Below are 20,686 nucleotides of genomic sequence, written 5' to 3'. Positions count from 1 at the left end.
CACTAGACAGATCAAGGTACTAACTTGCAGGTAATAATTGAAAGAAAGTTTATTTTACGACTTTCATTGTGCCTTGCATGACGTAGAAGTGACCCGGAACCGAACATTCGTACGTATAATCGCCCGGTTTTTCAGGAGCCGTAAAATAGATCGTTTCATTGGTGTTCGGCTGTAGCAGATTGGTGTGGTGTAATACCTTGTCCGTCTGTGGAATGTAATTACGTTCCTGCCCTTCCAGGCCCAGTTTCATCGCCAACTCGCCAACCTGAACGGCGGTGCCCGGCATCACAACCACAAAATTGTGAAGCATGTCATCTTCGTTGTTGAAGACAACCCGAACCTTACTGCCCGCTTTTACCTGGAACTGCTCCGGTGCGAATTTGAGTCCGGGTTTGGTTCCCATCGTAATTGTATAATCCGGCTCACCCCACGAAGCAGGCATTTCAGTTACTCGTTTAGCAACGGCACTGGCGGCTGGTTTTGTTGCAGCGGGTTTCGCCGTAGCCTTTGCTTTACCTGCTGCTGACTTGCTGTTGACTGGTGGAGTCGATGCTGTAGATGCCATCGCCATGTCCGCATGATTGTGCTTGGGAGCCGCCGTAATCGTTAGCTTATCACCGTCAGGCAGATTATTTAGCGTGTAATAGCCGACATTGTGCAATAACGCCCGACCGTTTTCTGACCGCACACCGTTCGTCGTGATTTCGTGAATGTAACCCAACCGCAAGCTGTCAACAACCAACCGCGCTTTCATACCATCTTTCGAGACAACGATGCCCCGAATTGGGCAACCCGCCCGGTTGATAACCGGACTACCGTAAGTCGCGTGATACTTGTAATTGAAGCCCGTAACCTTGTAAGACTCGGGATCGGCGGCTAGTTCCTGATCGACCGGAGCTGTGAACTCGATCTCGAAACCGTCGGGCATCGCGTGAATCGTTTTCATCTCAAACGGAGTCTTACCCGTCCAGACGACGCGCTGCAAACTAAACAGCTCTTTCCCCGTTGATGACCAACCCCGGCTGGTCATCCCTACGAACATGGACGCATCGTGGCCCCACACCAGCCGAAGAACGCCGGAGGAAAAGCCTTCGCGGAACGGAAACACTACACCCTGGTATTTGCCTTTCACCTTTTCAAGATCAACGCGGGATAAAATACTTTGGCCCTGATCGCCGATAAACATCTGGTTTTCAAACGGCCCGAATTTTCCTTTCGTGTTGTCGGTCAGTAAGCCCGATGTCGATATACCTAAAATACCGTGTGGTAACCAAACAGCCGGTGCTTTCAAGGCGGGGACTCGTTTCGCTACGTCGTACAGCGGTTCGCCCGTATTGGGTACTTCGTCGGGTTTTAGTTTCAGGGGAGAGCCCGGTAGGTCGGTCCAGCGAAGGCTTTCGGCATTACCCAGGAAATCACCTTTCTCAACTTGCGAAATACGGCCTGAACCAACCCAGTCGCCCTGGTTTTCGGTGTAGAAATAATCACCCGCTGCGTTCATGCCGTAACCAGCCGGAGAACGCATACCAGCGGCAAAGGGCGTCATCTTGCCATCGGGCGTAAGTTCCAGGGTCCAGCCGCGCCAGGGGACCAGACTAACGCCATGCCCCAGGCTGTTGCTCCAGCCCACGTTTAGCGTCACGAGCATGTTGCCGTTAGGCAGAAACGTTGGTCCGTATGAATACTCGTGGTAATTACCCGATAACGGCCAGGAGTAAATCTTGTCGTACGAATCGGCCCGACCATCGCCATCGGCATCGTGCAGACGCGTTATTTCACTGCGTTGGGTTACGTAAATGTCACCGTCTTTGTAAGCGAGTCCCAGTGGCTCGTGCAGACCCGATGCAAACCGTTTGTAGGTAGGGCGTTCGGTGCCGCTTATCGATGGATTTGAAACGATCCAGACTTCACCCCGGCGGGTACAAACCGCCAGACCGCCGTCGGGTAGCGTAGCCATACCGCCTACTTCCAGAATGATATCCTCGGGAACGGGTAGCGAAATGAGCTTGTAAAAATCATCTTCCTTTTCCGGATCGGCTTCTATTTTGGCCAGCCCTTTTGGAGCCGGAGCGGGTTGCTTACTGCTGGAACTAACGGGTAGACCCGTTTTGGACTGGATCTGCGCTGACGTGATGAAAGGCGTTAGAACGGCAAGGCTCGACGTGAGCAACGCCTTCAGCGCCAGTTGATTTATAGTATGAGAATACGATTTCATGATGCTATTGAAAAATAGAGCCTTACCAGATGATTGAGTACGTAACATTTCCTGCGTTATTCTTCGCACCGATTGGTAGTAACAGCTCTTTCGTGTTTGTTGAGGTCGTACGAATAACGGGTTTCTCTTTGCCCGGTAGCTCTATAAAATATTGTTTGTCGTTGATTGCGTAGAGGCCATTACCGAGCTGGACAATGTCACTGCCTTCGGCAACGCGGCACCAGATTCCTTCCGTTGCGGGCGTCACTGTAAACGTGTGGGATAACTTCCGGCCTTCGTCGGTAGCAGCCAACGACTCGCGCACGTTTGCGGTACCTAGCGTATACTTGAAAATAGGACGACCTGCCTGATCGACATCGTAGCCTAAGTTGTTATAGGTGGCGTTGGAATCAGGCCAGACCGTATTTTTATCCGATAAAAAGGCAAGCGACGGTTTTCCCGACAGTTCAATCACGCTACCCATCGGAACCGATAGCTGCGTTTCGCCCCGACCGTGCCACATGGGTGTTGTTTCCAGAAAGTCACCCCGCCAGATTTGCAGAAATTCACCTTTCTGAAGGTCAACGCTGTAGTTCGCGTAGCCCGGCTCACCAACCGAGATTGTATGCGTGTGTTTTTTGCCGTGGTGATTCACGAAACCCCGTTGCATAACAGGGTCGCTTTTCGCCAACACCGAAATCTCGCTAACCGGATCTTCGACACGGATAATTTGATTCAGGGTTGTATACTGAACGCCAGGTCCCTCTACGGCGAGGAGAATGTCGTTGCTACGGGCGTACCAGAGGCCAAAATTTTTGTAATACGACAGTTCAATCGGGTAATCGCCAGCTTCCAGATTGACTTTTGTCGATGCTTTGCCACCGTCTTCGGTGTCGATACCGAAAATCTTTTTACCCGCAATTTTCAACTCACCGGCCCCGTTGCGAACCTTTGGGTTAACTTCGGCGGGTATCCAGCGCAGATTCAGGTTGAACAGGTATTCGCCCGAACGGGGAATATGAATCGTGCCGGTTATCTTACCCGCAAAATTATCGCGGCTACCGGGAGCCTGATGCGCCAGGACATCGATGTCCATTTCCCGCTTCGGGGTAAGCGCTTTCAGCTCATCAACGGATTTGAATTTACCATCGTAGGCGCTCAACCGCAGCTTGGTCAGCGTAACCGGCTCAATACCGTATGACTTGTAATTGATGTTGCGAAGGGCAACGGGGCCGCGATCTCCCTCGATCATCAGAGGGCCAGTCGGCTTTTCGTCCTGTAAAGGAGCCCCCTGCGTTGGACCGGTTACCTCGACATTCTCATGGATGGTAACGCCGTTCTGAACTACTTTGATAAAGCGGGCATTGGCAACTTTTTCGCCTTTTTCGTTAAATCGGGGAGCCCGGAACACTATGGCGTAATGCTGCCATAGACCAGGTGCTTTGCTTACGTTCTGAGCGGGTGGGTGTCCCTCGTATCCTTTCCGACCTTCCGGACGGTTTTCGTCCCACCGTTGGGCAATCGCACCGCAGTCCGTCGATTTGGGGTCTTTTACGCCCCAGCTGTCGAATAACTGTATCTCGTAACGACCTTGTAAGAAAATGCCCGACCTAGCGCCTTTATCCATCATGAAATCCAGCTCCAGCTCCAAGTCGCCATGTTCCATTTTGGTGGCTAAATGATCTTTACTCTTTCCCGAAAAATCATTGACGAGAATACCGCTACCTGATTTTGTGTTGCCGCCCCCGATCTTGTTGAGGTCGTAAAAAACGTCGCCAACCAGTTTCCAGTTACTGCCGGTCGGCTTAAAATCGTTTAGGTTCTGAAGGTTAATCGTAGTGTAAGGTAATTCAGGATTCTGTGCCCATGTGCTACCAGCGTAAAGCAGTAAGCACAAAAGCAAACAACAAAAATGGCGTTGCATGATTAACGATGAAAAATGAGTAATACTAGTTAAAAAAACAGGATTGGGTATTCGCGATAGAAGGTCATGGATTACACAAAATCCTCGCGCATGGGCGTGAAGACGTCGATCAGTACACCAGCCTCTAAACAAACGGCTCCGTGCCGGATATCGGGTGGAATGTAGTAAACATCGCCGGTACGAAGGGTTTTGGTTTCTTCGCCGATAGTGATGGCAAAAGCACCACGTTCAACGTAACTCATCTGCGTATGCCGATGCTGATGGGGAGTACCGATGCCGCCGGTCTCGAACGCAACCTTGACCATCATCAGGTTGGCATCGTAGGTCATAATTTTACGCTTGACGCCTTCTGCCACAGACTCCCAGGGAACAGTCTGATCGTCCACAAAACGGGTCGCTAAGGGTATTTCTGTCATTGTAACAAATAGCTCCTCAATGAAAGGTTAAACTGTACAATTTACTCTCAAAATAGAATTATTCAGCAAGTTAACGAGGTTTTTTTTCTATTCGATTAAAAACAAAAAAGCCGCTCCGAAACTTCGGGGCGGCTTTCCGCTTCTATCCACACCATTTCAAGATTGACGACCGAGCGGTCATCAAATCTTGATGTTCAACCTTCCCTTTGTAAAGGATCTTTATGCTAAAAAAGCAATGTCTTTGTAGTTTGCAAAACAGCTTGCTGCTGAATGCGATAACTAATTCACCTCACAAAATTGGTGAGTAATTTTATAATAAACGTTAATTATAGCTTAAAAATTACTTAACGTTGAAAATTATAAGCAAAAAGCGGTATTACACCCGCCGTCCGCCGAGCTATAAACGCAACTTGGCTGCGCTGTATCGTCTAGACTAGGTTTATAACGCTTGCGTTGAGCCAGTATTGACTTATTTCAATAGTTTTTTCACGTCCAGCACGTCAACGTTATTCTGTTGGGCTTTCGCCAGCACTTCGGGTGAATAGTCGGAAAGACGAACGTTTTCCTGGATATCAGCCCGCTTGAGTATATGCTGTTGCAGGTAATGATCGAGGTGTTTTCCTTTCAGGCCGTAGCTGAAAAAAAGCGATACACGCTCTCCCTGTTGTTCGCGAAACAAGAAATCGGGTAGCCGATTCTCTAGGCCGACGTGCAAAGCTACGTTATTGAACAACTTCATGCGTCGGGCATTGCCGCTGTGCAGCGTTCGCATGTTCCAGACAACGATGTCTCCCGCGCGGGTGTCGGCAAACACATCGGCCCCATCGGCGGCCTGGTGGCTACCCGCCTTAAATCGAATGCCTCCGCTGTATTTATCGTGGTCTTGCAGGTAAATGCCAAAGCGGATGAGTGGATACGAGCCTTCCCAGTCGGACCCCTGACCGAATTGCAACCGGTCGATATTATCGCGGTGGAAGCCGCGCGTTCCGGTGCCAATCTGATACGTACTATCCGAAAAATAAACGGGGGTATCGCCCAGCAACTCGGTAGCAATAGCGACAACGCGTGGGTCGTAGATAACCCAGCCAAGCCCATCTTTACTTAATAGATCCCCTTTTACCGAAGCCGCCTGTTTTACTTGGGCGACTAAGCCTCGTTTTTGATGCTGGTCGCGATGGTGATAGGCTGCCTGGCGAAGTTCTGCTACTTCTTCGGTTGTAAATAACTGGCGAACAATAAGATAACCTTGCTGTTCGAACTGCTCCCGACGCGTCATGGCTGGTGTAAATTAGTTTAAGGTGGTTAGTCGATCAGACCGGCAAAACTACAGAGTCGGACAAGCTTTCGAATTATCCGGCTACGTTAGAACCTTCTTCGATTGCCTGAACCTGTGTAATGCGGGCCATATCTTCCCAAAAGCTGGGGTAGGATTTAGCCACAACCCCTGGTTCTTCAATCACAACTTCCCGACGCATCGCTACGGGGGCGAAGGCCATCGCCATTCGATGATCGTCGTACGTTTCGATGCTGGGTAAAGTCGCCGACTGATTGCCGAGCGGTCTAACCTCATAACGATGATTCGACTCAATTTCGACTAGTTCAGCCCCAATTTTTTGCAGTTCAGCCTGCAAAGCGGCTACGCGGTCGGTTTCTTTGATTTTAAGGCTTTCGATACCAGTCAACGTCAAAATCACGCCTTTCATAGCTGCACAAACGGCTACTGTCTGGGCTAAGTCAGGGCAATGCGTAAAATCCCACGATAAAGCGGTTGCTGCCGGTTGTTTGGTCAGCCGAACGCCTGTATCGGTGAACGTGCTTTCAACGCCTAAAGAACGCATGATATCCACAATTGCGCTGTCGCCCTGCAAGGATTTCGCTTTCAAACCCAGTAGCTCCAGTTCACTGGTTTCGTCCTGCGCCAGAGCCGCAATGCTGTACCAATAACTCGCTCCCGACCAGTCTGACTCGATGGCGTATGGTTTGGGGGTGTACGGTTTAGGCTTCACCGTGATGGTTTTGGCTTCCCAGTCGGCTTGGAGGTCAGCGCCAAAATATACCATTTGCTCCAACGTCATTTCAATGTAGGGTCGTGAACCGATGGCACCGGTCAATTCCAGCGTCAGGCCGTTAGGCAGCGTGGGAGCTACCATGAGCAGCGCCGAAATATACTGACTGCTGACATCGCCCCGGATGCTTACTTTTGCTTCCGCAGAAGGGGTAAAGCCATTGATCTGTAATGGCGGATAGCCGTCGTTTTTTACATATGTGATGTCGGCCCCGAGCGTCCGTAGCGCATCCACGAGAATACCAATCGGGCGCTCGCACATGCGCGGTGTACCCGTCATAATCTTCTGCTGACCTGTCACCGCAAAATAGGCTGTCAGAAAACGCATGGTCGTTCCGGCGTCGAGCACGTCGGCGGTAGTGTCATCTGATTTGAGCAGACGAATCATGGTTTGCGTATCCCGCGCGGTCGAAAGATTACGCAACTCGCACTGAAAATCGGTTAGTGCATCGATGATCAGGGCGCGATTGCTTTCGCTCTTCGACGAAGCCAGCGGAATAGTAGCCCGGACGGGGCCGGTAGGGGTTGTAAGTTTGACGGCGTTCATTGCCGCAAAGATACACCAAAGATACACCATACGAGATCGTTACGCCAACTTAATAGGTTCGCAACACCTTCAGTCGGTGGTTTTTGTTGATCCGGACGTGCGGGTTACTCATCCAGTGGAACAAAAGTCCGCTTAAAATAAAGGCACCCGTAACAGGAAGTACGTTAGCATTCAACTGACGGTTGTTGACGACATCCGCGATCAGGTAGACACCACCAGCCAATGGGAAAATCGTCCCGGCAGCCGTAATGAATGGTATCCGCCGATGCAGCATAACTTTTTCCACCTCATCGAGCCGAAAGGTTACGGGTTCGTCCCGATTCATTACTTCATTAGCCATCAGGATCGTGAACGTACTATCCGTAACAGCATACAACTCCTCCCGAAATTTTTCGCCCCTTGCTTTGAAATGAAACTCGTCGCCTTCAAAAAAACGATACCTACGGAAACCGCCGAGGCTATGATTGGCATCCAGCGCCAGATAGCGGGAAGGACGGATAAGGGCTGAATAAGCCGTTCCCCTCCGCTGGAGAAGCTGCTCTGTTGTCAGTGTGTCGGTAGGCTGTGCGACAGAAAAATAACCTGAGAATAGCGCGATAAGAAAGACAAAAATGGAGCGGTGGGCGTTGCGTGACTTCATGTGCATGAAAATGGCGTTGTCTGATATAACGCAAAACATACCAATTTGGCCCAAATTTTAGCGAAGTTTAACCGGTTCGCCCGGTGTTCACTAATTTGCGGCATGATTACAGCCAATCAACTTCGTTCCTTCACGGAACAAATCTTTGTCGCCATCGGCTGCTCGGAAGCGGATGCTCGCCTGGCCGCTGATGTACTGGTAAGTGCTGACCTGCGTGGTGTCGACTCGCACGGTGTGGCCCGACTGCCGGGCTACGTTCGGCTTTATGATAACGGACGAATCAATCCCCAGCCTCACATTCGGATTGTTCACGAAACACCATCGACTGCTGTTGTAGACGGTGATCGGGGGCTTGGTCTGATCGTTGGTCCGTGGGCTATGCAGGTGGCTATCGAAAAAGCGCGCGTTGCCGGAACGGGTTGGGTCGCCGTGCGTAACTCGAATCACTTTGGCATAGCGGGCTACCATGCCCTGTTAGCCGCTGACCATGACATGATTGGGCAAGCTATGACCCACGCGGCTCCGCTGGTTGCGCCGACATTTTCGCTGGATAAACTGTTGGGTACAAATCCGATTGCGGTGGCCATCCCGGCGGCAACAGAACCAACTTTTTTAGCCGATTTTGCGTCAACGGCGGTTGCTTACGGTAAGCTGGAAATCCTACAGCGAAAAGGGCAGGATATTCCGCTGGGCTGGGCGCAGAACAGCGAAGGGCAACCGACAACCGATGCCAACGCCATTCGCAACGGCGGGGCCTTATTGCCACTTGGCACAGACCGCGAACACGGCAGCCACAAAGGTTACGGACTAGGAGCCGTTGTCGATATTTTTTCGGGGGTGCTGTCCGGAGCTAATTATGGTCCCTGGGTTCCTCCCTTTGCAACGGCTGGTTTTATGCAGGCGAACGAAGGGGTTGGGCAGGGAACTGGTCATTTCTTCGGCGCTATGCGCATCGACGCTTTCCGGCCTGCCGACGAGTTTAAAGCGCACATGGATACCTGGATACAACGTTTCCGGCAGGCAAAAGCCGTTGAAGGTCAGCGCGTATTGATTCCTGGCGATCCGGAGCGAATGATGGAAGCCGAGCGACTTGCTAACGGAATTCCGGTGCTGGAACCCGTTATCAAAAGTCTGGAAGAGTTAGGCGAACGGTTCGGTGTTCGTCTGTAGCTGAGTATGAGATTTTGATTCAATAAGCGATACGCCATATCTTGAAGACATGGCGTATCGTTGTGGATAATTCCAACGAAAGCCTAGGTGGTTATTTACCGGTAACGGCCTTCTTGAAGGCGCCGTCTGAGCCGAACAATAGCATCACACGCTTACTGTCGGCGGTTTTAACCAATACGACATAATCATTACTCTTTTTGTCCTGAGCGGCTTTTTCGATCGTTGCTCCGGCATAATTGGTCGTGATATAAGTCGTAATAGCAGCGGGTAAACTCGATGCATTAATCACCGTTACGGCTGGGCCTTGACCGGGTCTGTTGTGACGAACCGAATCGCCAGGCGCTGGTTTGGGGTGATGCGTCGAATCGCCGGGAGCGTGTTTAGGACGATGCGCTGAGTCGCCACGAGCGTGTCCCCCTTTGCCGTCAAATTCCTTGTCGAAAGAGCCATCCGCTTTAAAGGCCAGTAGCTTTACAGTGCTGTTCACCGTAATCATAACCAGGTAGCTACCTTCGGCGTTTTTCTTGGCTTCTTTGACGGTAGCTCCGGCATAATTTGCACTAATGTACGTTGTAATCGTAGCGGGAAGACTCGATACGTCTACGGTCGTCAGACTGCGAGGTCCGGCCGTCGTAGAACTAGGACCCGATCCCGAACGGGCAGAGGCAGTGGTCGTAGACGGGTCTACCGAGTTACGGTTGCAGGCGTTCAGACTTAATACGATAGCGGCAACGCAACTAAAAGCAAGCAGGGTTTTCATAAAAATAGGGTTGGTTTTGTTAGTTGATTAACAGACCTGAGAGCCAGCAACGGACCTTTCTGCTAATTCTATTGCCGATACGCGCTATGTATTTATACTGTTGCATCATCCTTAAAAAATGTTAAAAAAGCCCCAAAGAACGTATCTGAAGGGTGGCTAGATTAAAACAGGCTGAAACAATTAACCGTAAAAATCACTATTGACTCTACGGCTCTTGTTCATTCTCTTGTACGCTCGAGCGTCACTCGTTGCTCAGTACATAGAAAAATACATAGGGGTGAGGCTGTGATTCTTTTATCAGGTTAACAAATAGAAATGTCCAGCAGGGTAAGCCTGTCTGTATTTTCTGTCTTTTCCGGTGTCGTATTTGTACAATAGCATTTAAACTACTCATCTATTTTGTCCTTTCGGTAAACGGCAATATATTGTTCCATGAAACAAAAATCCACCGCAAAATTTCAATCGCAGACAATGAACGGTATGACTCAGTCGCAGGGTCAGCCAACAGCTAATTTCACCTTTGAGGATTACCAGACCGAGAGCTTTTTCGATGAAATGTTTGATGGCCAGTCCCAGGTCCGAGCGGGCTGCGCTCCTTTTCAGCAGCGCGTCGAACAGCTAAGCCGCGAGGATATTGTTGGCCGTCAACACGCGGCTGAGCGTGCTTTGATGAGCATGGGCATCACCTTCAATGTGTATTCAGAAGGAGAAGGTACAGAACGTATTATGCCCATCGATATCATTCCGCGCGTAATCGAATCGGCTGAATGGAATAAGCTGGAAGCCGGATTAATTCAGCGGATCAAGGCGCTGAATATGTTTCTTGATGATGTTTATAACGAACAACGCATCCTGAACGACGGCGTTGTACCGCGCGATCTGATCGAATCCAGTCAGTCTTTTCTGCAACCTTGCCTGGGTGTTCGTCCGCCGAAAGGAATCTGGTGCCACATTACCGGAACAGACCTTATTCGGGGCGACGACGGCGAGTTTATGGTGCTGGAAGATAACCTGCGTTGTCCATCGGGCGTATCGTACATGCTCGAAAATCGGGAGCTTTCGAAGCAAACGTTCCCCGAAGTGTTGACGCAGACCGGTGTTCGGCCTGTTTCGGATTATCCGATGCGGTTGCTCCAGATGCTTCAGTACATTGCCGACCGACCCAACCCCACGGTTGTTGTCCTGACGCCGGGTATTTACAATTCGGCTTACTTCGAGCATTCTTATCTGGCGCAGCAAATGGGCGTCGAGCTGGTGGAAGCGCGTGATCTGGTGGTATCGGGTGGCTACGTCAAGATGCGGACTACTAAAGGGTTCCAGATTGTTGATGTAATCTACCGGCGTATCGACGACACCTTTCTGGACCCGCAAGCGTTTAATCCTGATTCGATGATCGGCGTACCGGGTATCTTTGAGGTGTACAAAAAGGGTCGCGTAGCACTGGCGAATGCACCCGGCACGGGCGTTGCTGACGATAAAGTTATTTATGCTTACGTCCCCCGGATTATTCAATATTATCTGGGCGAGGAGCCGATCATTCCAAACGTCAAAACCTATATCTGTCGGGAGGAGGAAGACTGCAAATACGTACTGGAAAACATTGAACAGCTGGTTATAAAGGAAGCAAACGAAGCCGGTGGTTACGGGATGCTTATTGGCCCTAAAGCGACTCCTGAAGAGCACGAACTGTTCAGAAAGAAGATTCAGGACAACCCTCGAAACTACATTGCGCAACCAACCATTTCGCTCTCGCGGGTGCCGTGTATCGTTGGCGACCGTGCCGAGGGACGCCACGTTGACCTGCGCCCATACATCCTGTATGGCGATGGTGTCAACGTAATTCCGGGTGGTCTCACACGGGTAGCTTTACGCAAAGGTTCACTCGTCGTTAATTCCTCGCAGGGTGGGGGAGGCAAAGACACCTGGGTATTGTACTAAGCTGATCAAGCTGAAAAGCGAGTAGGGTGAAGAGAGAGGACCACGTCCTTGCTTTTCACCCTACTCGCTTTTCGCCTATCTTTATGGCTCGCTAATTCAACAGGTCTTGCTCGATTTAAGTATTATCATCGTCAATTACAAAACGCCGGAACTGATTCTGAACTGTCTGGCTTCGATTTACACCCACACCAAAAATGTCGAATTTGAGGTTATCATTGTTGATAATCAGTCGGGAGATGACAGTCAAAGCCGCATACAGGCGCATTATCCAATGGTTCGCTGGTTCAATATGGGTTATAATTCGGGTTTTGCGCGGGCGAATAATTACGGAATTGGTCAGGCAAAGGCGCGAAACGTTTTGCTCTTGAACTCGGATACGTTATTGATGGACAACGTACTGGCCCGTTGTGTAGGGGTGTTGGACGAACAACCTGATGTAGCCGCCGTAAGTGTCCTGCAACGCGGAGCCGACCGGCAGCTTCGCCCTAACCTGTACACGACTTTCGGCCAGATGCGACGGGCGTTTTACATCCTGCCTGCCGGAGCGTCGTTTCAGGATTGGCTTCAGCGACTTATTCCCGACCCTCACTTTACGGACCCCAATCAGGTAGAATGGCTTTCCGGGGCTTTCCTCATGACACGCCTTTCCACGATTGCCCGCGCTGGTGGGCTGGACGAAAACTTTTTCATGTACGGTGAGGACGTTGAGTGGGGCTATCGGTTAGGAAAACAAGGGCGGCTGCTGCTGCTTCAGGACGCCAGTTTTGTTCACCTCGAATACGGCAGCAGCGATGATAATCAACAACATGTGGTAACGCACATCAACCGGTTTAAACCGCAAATTCAGGTGTCGCAATTATTGTGGGTCCGCAAGCAATATGGTGTAGGAGCCTACCTCGTACTGATTCTTCACTATGTGTTCATGATTCCCGTTGTTTTCGCCTGGAAAGTTGCCGTCAATCTACGCGACCGGCGTTCGCCCTGGTCGGATTTAACGAACCAGCGGGCGTTTGCTCAGCAAGTTGGTATATTCCTGCGATTTTTCTGGAAAACCCTTTTCAATCAACGCGGCTTTTATAAAGTGTGACCCGATGCTGGCGTAGAAAAAAAATACGCTTGTGCAGTAGAACGGGCATTTTCTGCGTATAAAAGAAATATACTTTTATGACGAGAATTCGTTGTAAATGAAATGCGATAACTCTATGCGTTTAATTTATACAATTGGGCTGATTGCCTTCTCTATTGGGGCCATTTTGTGGCCAACTGTCAGTCAGGCTACGCACGTGCGGGCTGGCGAAATCACTACCCGACGATTACCCGGAGCTTCCCTGACGTATGAAATAACGCTAACGACTTATTTTGATGAAGTAACGGGTAAAGCAGCCGCCGATGATGCCGGCTCGTACGTCTTCTGCTTCGGCGACGGAACCCAGGCGGACGTAAGGCGAGCGGCTCGTCGCTACATCAACGGACGTACCTCATCCGTTAATACCTACATTACCACGCATACCTATGCGGGGCCAGCCACCTATACCATTGGGGTACAAATCGCGAACCGAAACAAAGGAACTGTAAACCTACCTCCGCCGGGCAGCTCTGACCAGCTTACCTTTTACGTGTCGACAACCATTCTGATTAACGCAGCCTTACAGGTCAACTCGACACCGGTGATGCTAAACCCACCACTGGATTCGGCGCGCGTTGGTCAGAAATTCTGCCACAATCCAGCCGCTTTCGACGCCGATGGTGACAGCTTGGCATATCGGCTCAGCAGACCTCAGGAAGGAATTGCAAACAGCTGCCGTAGCCGCTTTATTCCTGCTTATCTAGATCCTGCCAGTAATTTCAGTACGGCTAAAGAAGACGGTAGTTCACCACCTACCTTTAGCATCGACCCCCGAACGGGTGATCTGTGCTGGGATTCTCCCGGCCAAGCGGGGCAATTCAACTTTGCCTTTATTATCGAAGAATGGCGTAACGGCGTAAAGATCGGGGAGATCACGCGCGACATGCAGATTATTGTCATTGATCAGCCCAACAAACGACCCCTAATTGTAGGAACGGAGATCTGCGTGGAAGCCGGTACCTTGATTCAGCAGGCCATCACGGCCACCGACCCCGACGGACAGCGGGTTATTATTACTGGTTATGGAGGACCGCTCAATGTCAACAACGATGGCTTGCCATTACCAGTCGATCTACGCATTCCGCCCGAATTCGCCCGATTGGTCAATGGAGGGGTGGCCCAGGCTCAACCCGCTACGGCGACCTTTACCTGGCAAACTAACTGCAATCAGGCCCGAGCCGAGCCCTACGACATTACCCTCAAAGTCAACGATGTGCCCGGACGGGGGGCTGTTTCGCTGGTCTCCTTCGCCACCCTGCGCATCCGGCTCTACGCCCCTTCGGTCAAAAACCTCACTGCCCGGCCCACCGCTACCACTGCCGGACGGGCCATCCAGCTCAACTGGAGTGCCTACAGCTGCGGGCGCGTAACAACCCTCGGTGCAGGCAACGACACGACCCAGCTCATCATCTACCGCAAAGAAGGCTGTACACCCATCACTCCACAGCAGTGTGTGACGGGCTTGGCCCCCAGCTTTGGCTACCAGGAAATCGCCCGCATACCGTACACCGCTACCAGCTATATTGACACCAGTGCCTTACGTCGGGGAGTAAGCTACTCCTACCGCATCGTGGCCCGCAATCCCGGTATCGGCAACAACGGCGGCTTTAGCGTGGTCTCCACCGAAGCCTGTCTGGAACTGCCCCTGCTGGCACCGGTCATGACTCGAGTCACCGTCGACAGCACCGACACCCAACGAGGCCAGATTACCGTCCGCTGGACCCGCCCGCTGGGCCTGCAACCGGGCGATCTGGGCGCTCCTTACCAGTACCGCTTGCAGCGGGCCACTGGCCTAACGGGTACTGACTTTGTGACCGTAGCCACCATCAACACCAATCTGCAAGCGGGGCTGGCTGACACGGTCTACGTGGACAAAGGCAGCTCGACGAGTGCGTTGAACACAACGGCCAACGCCTACCGCTACCGGGTGGAGTTTTACTACACGGCTCCGGGCGGTGGGTTGACGCGGTTGGATGTGACCGAGGGCGCTTCGAGTGTGCGGCTGTCGGCGGCTCCGGCTCAGCGTCAGGTAACCTTGAGCTGGCAGGCGAGTGTACCTTGGAGCAATGACAATCAGGTGCATGATGTGTACCGGAGTCGGTCAGGCCCTAACGGCCCTTTCAACAAGATTGCCGAGGTGCGCGTTACTGGAGCGCAGAGCTATAACTTCACCGACACGGGTCCGGATACGTATCTGGTGGACGGCAATACGAGCCGGGTGTTGTCCGCTGACAGCAGCTACTGCTATCGCGTGATGACACGAGGGGCGTATGCCGACCCCAAGCTAGCTGGCATCCGATTCATCGAGAATTACAGCCAGATTCTCTGCGCCACGCCCACCGACACGACCCGGCCTTGCCCTCCCCAGCTAGGGCTGGATAGCCTGAACTGCGCCAGTCTAAGCCCCGAAAGCTTGTGCAACCAGACCAGCTTTACCAACAAGCTGCGCTGGACACCCACTAGCGGCCCCACCTGTGATCCAAATGTAGTAGGCTACAAGCTCTACTACGGTCGCTATGAGCAGGACACCCCCGCCGAGTTGGTGAGCATCCCTGCCCCAACGACTAGCTTCGAGCACAGCAGCCTGAGTACGGTGGCGGGTTGTTACTACGTGACGGCGGTGAGCCGCTCGGGGGTAGAGAGTTTACCCTCGAACCGGGTGTGCAATGATGCGTGTCCGTTGTTTGTGTTGCCCAATGTGTTCACGCCTAACGGCGACGGCAAGAACGATGTATTCGCGGCCTTGAGTTGCCCCCGGTTTGTGGAGAGCGTAGCCCTGGTGGTTTACAACCGGAATGGCAGCAAGGTCTACGAAGGCAGCAGTGCCAGCCTAGCCTGGAATGGCAAGTCGAGTGACGGCACGGACCTGCCGAGCGGGTTGTACTACTATCAGGTGAGTGTGCGGTATGCGGTGCTGGACCGTGCTGCGCCGGCGCAAGTTTTGAAAGGTTGGGTGCAAATCCTCCGCGAGGGCGTCAGTATGCGATAGATTCCATTTTAGTCCCTACAAATCAAACGACCTGCGTGATAACTCACGCAGGTCGTTTGATTTTATCTGAGTAAATCGTCGCTGTATTATTTCATGTTGTGATAAACTACCTGTACATCGTCATCTTCTTCAATGCGTTCGATGAGTTTTTCAACATCGGCAACTTCTTCGTCGGTCAGTTCCTTGTAATCGTTTGGAATCCGTTCGAATTCAGCCTGTTTGATCTCAAACCCTTTTTCTTCCAAAAATTTCTGGATCGCACCAAAAGCGGTGAACTCACCGTAGATAACAAACTGGTTTGTTTCTTCGTCAAATTCAATTTCGTCGCCCCCCACGTCAATGAGTTCCAGTTCGAGTTCTTCCTGATCAACGCCTTCTGCCGGAATCCGGAAAACAGACTTACGATCAAAGAGAAAGTCAAGCATTCCTTGAGTACCCAGGCTACCACCCAGTTTATTTAGGTAGCTGCGCACGTTAGCTACGGTGCGGTTGTGGTTGTCGGTCGCGGTTTCGATGACGAGCGCGATGCCATGAGGTGCATACGCTTCATACACGATTTCTTTATAATCCTCCTGCTCCTTCGACGAAGCCTTTTTGATGGCACGGTCTACGTTTTCTTTCGGCATGTTTGCCGCTTTCGCATTCTGGATAATGGCCCGCAGACGACCGTTGGTATCTGGATCAGGACCAGCACTTTTAACGGCGATTACAATATCTTTTCCGATGCGGGTGAAGGTCTTTGCCATCTGACCCCACCGCTTCATTTTACGCGCCTTTCGGTATTCAAACGCTCTTCCCATTGTTGATTGATAGTTTATGAGTTTATGGTTTCAACACTGCGGTCTGTTGGTTTTCCAATTAGTCAATGAACCATACAGATGCTCCGTGAAACGCTATAAACGGTATTTATTGCTCTATTACTTCCGAATTTAACACAGGAACATCAACCTGTCCGCGCAGCAAATCGTCGAACGTCTCGCGCTGGCGAATCAAATAAGGAGTTCCGTCATAAACCAGTACTTCGGCTGGCCGAAAGCGGGCGTTGTAATTCGAAGCCATGCTAAAGCCGTAAGCACCGGCATTTTCGAATGACAGCACGTCGCCGGGGCGAACTTCAGGGAGTGGTCGGTCGGTAGCGAACGTATCTGTCTCGCAGATATACCCAACGACGTTATACGTCTTTTCGGCTCCTAGTGGGTTCGAAACATTTTTGATGTCGTGATAAGCGTCGTACATCATGGGCCGAATCAGGTGGTTCAGACCGGAATCGACGGCTGCGAACGTCCGTGATGGGTTTTCTTTGACAAGATTAGTCCGTACCAGCAAATGCCCGCATTCGCTGACCAGAAACTTGCCCGGTTCAAACCACAGCTCCAATTCCCGACCGTATTGCTGACAAAAGCGCTGAAACGTTTCCGAAACCTTCTGGCCCAGATCCGCAATGTCGGTAACGTGATCGCCTTCCTTATAGGCCACTTTGAAGCCGCTACCAAAGTCGATGAACGTCAGGTCTGGATAATCGCTCGCTAAGTCGAATAAGATCTCGGCCCCCCGCAAAAACGCGTTGGCATTCTTAAAGTCCGATCCGGTATGAACGTGCAAGCCGTTGACGGACAGGTGATACTGCTCAACGAGTGCCCGGATTTCAGGCCGTTGCAGAATCGAGATACCAAACTTGGAATCAGCATGGCCGGTTGAAATCTTGATGTTGCCTCCCTCGGCAATATGCGGATTGATGCGGATACTGACGTGCACGGTACTGCCATACGTTTTACCGACCCATTCCAGCAACGGCAAGCTATCGACGTTGAGCTGCAAACCCAGCTCAACCGCTTCGCGAATTTCCTCAAACGACACACCACTGGGCGTAAACATAATCTGGCCCGGCTCAAAACCTGCCAGCAAACCCATGCGTGCTTCGTTGACCGACACGGAATCCATCTCAACGCCTTGTTGGCGCATTAGCTTCAGGATCGACAGATTCGTCAGGGCTTTGGCCGCATACTTTATTTTTAAGTTAACCCCGGAAAATGACGACCGAAGTAAGCTTATTTTTTCGATAATTTTGTTAGCATCGTATACGTACAAAGGCAAGCCGAATTGGTCGGCAATGGCCAGTACATCAACGCCCTGAATCTGATAGTTGCGGTCTTTTAATTGCATGGTTTTCGTAAACGAACCGCAAAATTACGCCATCTTTCTACTATGTACAACATGCGGCACCTACTCTTGTGGATACTGTTTGTCAACCCGTTGGTAATGGTCGGGTCGTCGGCGCAGGCATCTACGCCCGGTAATAAACGTTTAGCCAGTTTAATCAGTAATTATTCCGGCAGACAAGCGTCTTTTATCGACCACCTGCTCACCGCACGGGTGGACCTCGGCAACGAACACGCGTAAGCTCCGGCAACAAAGGGCAGAACGGTGAGCCTGCCCTCCCCGAACCCGTATCAAATCCAAAGCCAGTAGCCATAACTGATGGGCCAATGGGCTTTGGGTTCCGGCGAAAGAAACTCCTTATCCGCCAGCGCGACCGGCATTGACCCGCTTCTTAACGACCCGCTATTTCCAACGGATACGGCTTGTAGCCAATGCGTTGAAATAAACCAGTTGATTCAGGATTTAGGCTATCAGGCAGGGTAGGCTGACGCGAAAAAATGCTTTGGCGTCTAAAGAGAATGTCCTGAACCCGTTTATGAATCTTCAAAAATTTCCTGATTACAATACGCTCTCACAGCGGACCGCCGAACAGATGGCTGCTGTCATTAATCGTAAGCCCGACGCATTAATTTGTGTGGCATCGGGCGACACACCCACTGAAACCTATCGCCGGTTTGTAGCGCTGGTTCAGGCCGGAAAAGTCGATAGTAGCCGATGCTCCTTTGTTGGTCTTGATGAATGGGTTGGCTTTGGGCCGGAAGATGTCGGAAGCTGCTCCCATTCGCTATACCGTGACTTGTTCACTCCCTTAAACCTTCGACCCGATCAAATTTACGTTTTCAACGCCAAATCGACTGACTTACAAGCTGAATGCACTCGCATCGATGCCGTCATTCGGAAGTGGGGTGGGCTGGATCTGCTGCTCGTTGGGATGGGTATGAACGGTCATATCGCACTAAATGAACCCGGTACGCCCTTCAATCTCGGTTGTCACGTTGCCGAACTGGCCGAAAGCACAAAGACCGTTGGACAAAAATATTTCGATCAAGAAACCCAACTGACCAAAGGTATTACGACTGGTCTCCGTCATCTGGCCGAAGCGCGCGCGGTTATTCTAATCGTTAGCGGTGAAAAAAAAGCACCCATGCTGCGTCAGGCATTGACTGGACCCATCACGGAAGAAGTCCCGGCCAGTATTGTTCAGACGCGGACGGATGCGTGCGTTTGGGTCGATGAAGACGCCGGGCGTTTGCTGGTGTAGGTAAACGGCGGGGTGGATAGGAGCGGGGCCAGTCGTGCGGTCCGCGTTGTGGGATGGGTTGGCATTGTTCGTTATTCGTTGTATGTTCAGCAACGAATGACAACCTGTGCGTCCTATGACAATTGATACGTCTGCTTCATCCTCCCGCCGTACCGAAGTGCTGGCCGGTATATCAACCTTTTTGGCAACGATGTATATCATCGTTGTTAACCCATCCATCCTGAGTCAGGCCGGTTTGCCGTTTAGTGGTGTGCTGACGGCTACTATATTGCTTTCTTTTTTTTGTAGCCTGATGATGGGGCTTTACGCCCGGAATCCGATTGTGGTAGCGCCGGGTATGGGCCTCAACGCATTCTTTACGTTCACAGCGGTCAAAGGAATGGGCATCCAGCCTGAAGTTGCGCTGGGGGCTGTTTTTTGGGCGGGTATCCTGTTCCTGATTATGTCGCTGCTCAATGTCCGGTCAGCGATTGTCCATATTATTCCGTTACCCATCCGATACGCCGTTTCGGCAGGAATCGGTCTATTCATCACGCTGATTGGCTTCGAGAATGCCCGGTTCATTATCGCCAACCCGGCTACGTTGGTCGGCATTGCTCACTTGACCGATCCGATTGTCTTGACGTTTATCGTTGGCTTGTTACTGACAAGTGTGTTGGTCGTGCGTGACGTACCGGGTGGCATTATTATTGGCATCATCGTTACGACCCTGGCGGCATGGCCCATTGGTCGGTACTGGGGCGATGCATCGGCCATTAACTTTGGGCAAAAAACGCTGGTCAATTTTCAGGGTGTGTGGGCTGCGCCGGACTTCTCGTTGCTGGGAAAACTGGACCTGAAAAACTCACTGACATGGTCGTTATGGCCGATTATTTTTGCCTTTGCCTTTACGGATCTGTTCGACAGCCTATCTACGTTCGTGGGGGTTGCCGAAGCGGGTGGTTTACAGGATGAGAACGGCCAACCCCGAAATTTGAACCGCTCCTTGCTGACCGATGCCGTGTCAACAACGCTGGCGGGGATAGTTGGCACCAGCCCCGGTACGGCTTATATCGAATCAGCGGTGGGTATCGCGCAGGGAGGTCGCACCGGGCTAACGGCCATTGTAGCGGGCAGTTGTTTTCTGCCCTTTCTGTTCCTATCACCGTTGTTGTCCGTTATTCCATCCATTGCAACGGCTCCGGCGCTGGTCTTGGTTGGGGCTTTTATGATGAAGCCGGTTGTTCGCATCGACTGGGGACAGTTGGACGACGCTCTGCCTGCTTTTCTGGCGCTAGTGCTGATTCCGTTTAGTTATTCGATCACGCAGGGGCTGGTCTGGGGCTTTCTGTCGTGGACAGTTATCAAATTAGCCGTTGGGAAAAGTCGGGAGGTGCCGATCGGGTTACTGATTGTGGATGCGTTTTGTATACTAGCGCTGATTGCAGGGCATTAGCCATAAACGAGTTTGGCCCGTACGGATCAACGGTTGCGCTGATGCATACGGGCCAAACTAA

17 protein-coding genes are annotated in these 20,686 nt (G+C 51.5%); 7 read left to right on the top strand and 10 right to left on the bottom strand.

Features of this window, described 5'->3' with window-relative positions; genetic code table 11:
* Positions 1–49: 49 nt before the first annotated feature.
* The 6 genes from M0L20_RS04030 to M0L20_RS04005 all read right to left on the bottom strand — a co-directional run bounded on the left by M0L20_RS04030 (position 50) and on the right by M0L20_RS04005 (position 7,786).
* Positions 50–2,215 (bottom strand): plastocyanin/azurin family copper-binding protein, encoded by a 2,166-nt coding sequence (locus tag M0L20_RS04030; RefSeq protein WP_248475829.1) that lies wholly within the window; start codon positions 2,213–2,215, stop codon positions 50–52.
* A gap of 22 nt (positions 2,216–2,237) precedes the next feature.
* Entirely contained in the window at positions 2,238–4,118 is a 1,881-nt protein-coding gene (locus M0L20_RS04025) for a 3-keto-alpha-glucoside-1,2-lyase-like domain-containing protein (protein WP_248475828.1), read from the bottom strand.
* A 71-nt stretch (positions 4,119–4,189) separates the two neighbouring features.
* Entirely contained in the window at positions 4,190–4,534 is a 345-nt protein-coding gene (locus M0L20_RS04020) for a cupin domain-containing protein (protein WP_248475827.1), read from the bottom strand.
* Between the two features lie 469 nt (positions 4,535–5,003).
* Positions 5,004–5,810 (bottom strand): phytanoyl-CoA dioxygenase family protein, encoded by an 807-nt coding sequence (locus M0L20_RS04015; protein ID WP_232559571.1) that lies wholly within the window; start codon positions 5,808–5,810, stop codon positions 5,004–5,006.
* A 73-nt stretch (positions 5,811–5,883) separates the two neighbouring features.
* On the bottom strand, positions 5,884–7,146 hold the full coding sequence (locus M0L20_RS04010) for a 3-phosphoshikimate 1-carboxyvinyltransferase (protein WP_248475826.1): 1,263 nt from the start codon (positions 7,144–7,146) through the stop codon (positions 5,884–5,886).
* Positions 7,147–7,195: 49 nt separating this feature from the next.
* Positions 7,196–7,786: a hypothetical protein gene (locus M0L20_RS04005; RefSeq protein ID WP_232559569.1), complete on the bottom strand. Its 591-nt coding sequence runs from the start codon at positions 7,784–7,786 to the stop codon at positions 7,196–7,198.
* A gap of 102 nt (positions 7,787–7,888) precedes the next feature.
* Between M0L20_RS04005 and M0L20_RS04000 the strand changes: the two genes are divergently transcribed.
* A complete protein-coding gene (locus M0L20_RS04000; RefSeq protein WP_248475825.1) occupies positions 7,889–8,956 on the top strand; it encodes an Ldh family oxidoreductase in 1,068 nt (355 codons plus the stop codon).
* Between the two features lie 91 nt (positions 8,957–9,047).
* Here M0L20_RS04000 and M0L20_RS03995 read toward each other — a convergent pair whose 3' ends face one another.
* Complete coding sequence (locus M0L20_RS03995) at positions 9,048–9,716, bottom strand: PepSY-like domain-containing protein (RefSeq protein ID WP_248475824.1); 669 nt, start codon at positions 9,714–9,716, stop codon at positions 9,048–9,050.
* A gap of 432 nt (positions 9,717–10,148) precedes the next feature.
* Here M0L20_RS03995 and M0L20_RS03990 point away from each other — a divergent pair, with 432 nt between their 5' ends.
* From M0L20_RS03990 to M0L20_RS03980, 3 genes are all read left to right on the top strand, one after another.
* Positions 10,149–11,654 (top strand): circularly permuted type 2 ATP-grasp protein, encoded by a 1,506-nt coding sequence (locus tag M0L20_RS03990; protein ID WP_248475823.1) that lies wholly within the window; start codon positions 10,149–10,151, stop codon positions 11,652–11,654.
* A gap of 106 nt (positions 11,655–11,760) precedes the next feature.
* Complete coding sequence (locus tag M0L20_RS03985) at positions 11,761–12,741, top strand: glycosyltransferase family 2 protein (protein ID WP_248475822.1); 981 nt, start codon at positions 11,761–11,763, stop codon at positions 12,739–12,741.
* A gap of 115 nt (positions 12,742–12,856) precedes the next feature.
* Complete coding sequence (locus M0L20_RS03980; protein ID WP_248475821.1) at positions 12,857–15,769, top strand: T9SS type B sorting domain-containing protein; 2,913 nt, start codon at positions 12,857–12,859, stop codon at positions 15,767–15,769.
* Positions 15,770–15,855: 86 nt separating this feature from the next.
* Here M0L20_RS03980 and M0L20_RS03975 read toward each other — a convergent pair whose 3' ends face one another.
* Both M0L20_RS03975 and lysA read right to left on the bottom strand, forming a co-directional pair.
* On the bottom strand, positions 15,856–16,569 hold the full coding sequence (locus tag M0L20_RS03975) for a YebC/PmpR family DNA-binding transcriptional regulator (RefSeq protein ID WP_232559563.1): 714 nt from the start codon (positions 16,567–16,569) through the stop codon (positions 15,856–15,858).
* A 106-nt stretch (positions 16,570–16,675) separates the two neighbouring features.
* Positions 16,676–17,932 (bottom strand): diaminopimelate decarboxylase, encoded by a 1,257-nt coding sequence (gene lysA, locus M0L20_RS03970; protein ID WP_248475820.1) that lies wholly within the window; start codon positions 17,930–17,932, stop codon positions 16,676–16,678.
* Between the two features lie 51 nt (positions 17,933–17,983).
* Here lysA and M0L20_RS03965 point away from each other — a divergent pair, with 51 nt between their 5' ends.
* Positions 17,984–18,169 carry a hypothetical protein gene (locus M0L20_RS03965; RefSeq protein WP_232559561.1) on the top strand — a complete coding sequence of 62 codons (186 nt, stop codon included), beginning with the start codon at positions 17,984–17,986 and terminating at the stop codon, positions 18,167–18,169.
* Between the two features lie 151 nt (positions 18,170–18,320).
* On the opposite strand, the gene M0L20_RS03960 is transcribed toward M0L20_RS03965, so the two are convergent.
* Positions 18,321–18,476, bottom strand: coding sequence for a hypothetical protein (locus tag M0L20_RS03960; protein WP_248475819.1), 156 nt, complete (start codon positions 18,474–18,476; stop codon positions 18,321–18,323).
* Here M0L20_RS03960 and M0L20_RS03955 point away from each other — a divergent pair.
* Both M0L20_RS03955 and M0L20_RS03950 read left to right on the top strand, forming a co-directional pair.
* Complete coding sequence (locus M0L20_RS03955) at positions 18,465–19,190, top strand: 6-phosphogluconolactonase (protein ID WP_248475818.1); 726 nt, start codon at positions 18,465–18,467, stop codon at positions 19,188–19,190. The genes M0L20_RS03960 and M0L20_RS03955 overlap by 12 nt on opposite strands.
* Before the next feature lie 115 nt (positions 19,191–19,305).
* On the top strand, positions 19,306–20,625 hold the full coding sequence (locus M0L20_RS03950; RefSeq protein ID WP_232559559.1) for an NCS2 family permease: 1,320 nt from the start codon (positions 19,306–19,308) through the stop codon (positions 20,623–20,625).
* Positions 20,626–20,686 lie beyond the last annotated feature (61 nt).

This window comes from Spirosoma liriopis (assembly GCF_023196085.1).
In the GTDB taxonomy this organism is placed as follows: Bacteria; Bacteroidota; Bacteroidia; order Cytophagales; family Spirosomataceae; genus Spirosoma; species Spirosoma oryzicola.
The sequence above is the reverse complement of the archived record's forward strand: the minus strand, read 5'-3'. Positions and strand labels throughout refer to the sequence as shown.

Bases quoted from the DNA above. Each gene is read 5' to 3' on its own strand.
- M0L20_RS04030 (WP_248475829.1), bottom strand. From the start codon at position 2,215: ATGAAATCGTATTCTCATACTATAAATCAACTGGCGCTGAAGGCGTTG.
- M0L20_RS03955 (WP_248475818.1), top strand. From the start codon at position 18,465: ATGAATCTTCAAAAATTTCCTGATTACAATACGCTCTCACAGCGGACC.
- M0L20_RS04000 (WP_248475825.1), top strand. From the start codon at position 7,889: ATGATTACAGCCAATCAACTTCGTTCCTTCACGGAACAAATCTTTGTC.
- M0L20_RS03950 (WP_232559559.1), top strand. From the start codon at position 19,306: ATGACAATTGATACGTCTGCTTCATCCTCCCGCCGTACCGAAGTGCTG.
- M0L20_RS04025 (WP_248475828.1), bottom strand. From the start codon at position 4,118: ATGCAACGCCATTTTTGTTGTTTGCTTTTGTGCTTACTGCTTTACGCT.
- M0L20_RS03990 (WP_248475823.1), top strand. From the start codon at position 10,149: ATGAAACAAAAATCCACCGCAAAATTTCAATCGCAGACAATGAACGGT.
- M0L20_RS04010 (WP_248475826.1), bottom strand. From the start codon at position 7,146: ATGAACGCCGTCAAACTTACAACCCCTACCGGCCCCGTCCGGGCTACT.
- M0L20_RS04015 (WP_232559571.1), bottom strand. From the start codon at position 5,810: ATGACGCGTCGGGAGCAGTTCGAACAGCAAGGTTATCTTATTGTTCGC.
- M0L20_RS03995 (WP_248475824.1), bottom strand. From the start codon at position 9,716: ATGAAAACCCTGCTTGCTTTTAGTTGCGTTGCCGCTATCGTATTAAGT.
- M0L20_RS04020 (WP_248475827.1), bottom strand. From the start codon at position 4,534: ATGACAGAAATACCCTTAGCGACCCGTTTTGTGGACGATCAGACTGTT.
- M0L20_RS04005 (WP_232559569.1), bottom strand. From the start codon at position 7,786: ATGAAGTCACGCAACGCCCACCGCTCCATTTTTGTCTTTCTTATCGCG.
- lysA (WP_248475820.1), bottom strand. From the start codon at position 17,932: ATGCAATTAAAAGACCGCAACTATCAGATTCAGGGCGTTGATGTACTG.
- M0L20_RS03965 (WP_232559561.1), top strand. From the start codon at position 17,984: ATGCGGCACCTACTCTTGTGGATACTGTTTGTCAACCCGTTGGTAATG.
- M0L20_RS03980 (WP_248475821.1), top strand. From the start codon at position 12,857: ATGCGTTTAATTTATACAATTGGGCTGATTGCCTTCTCTATTGGGGCC.
- M0L20_RS03975 (WP_232559563.1), bottom strand. From the start codon at position 16,569: ATGGGAAGAGCGTTTGAATACCGAAAGGCGCGTAAAATGAAGCGGTGG.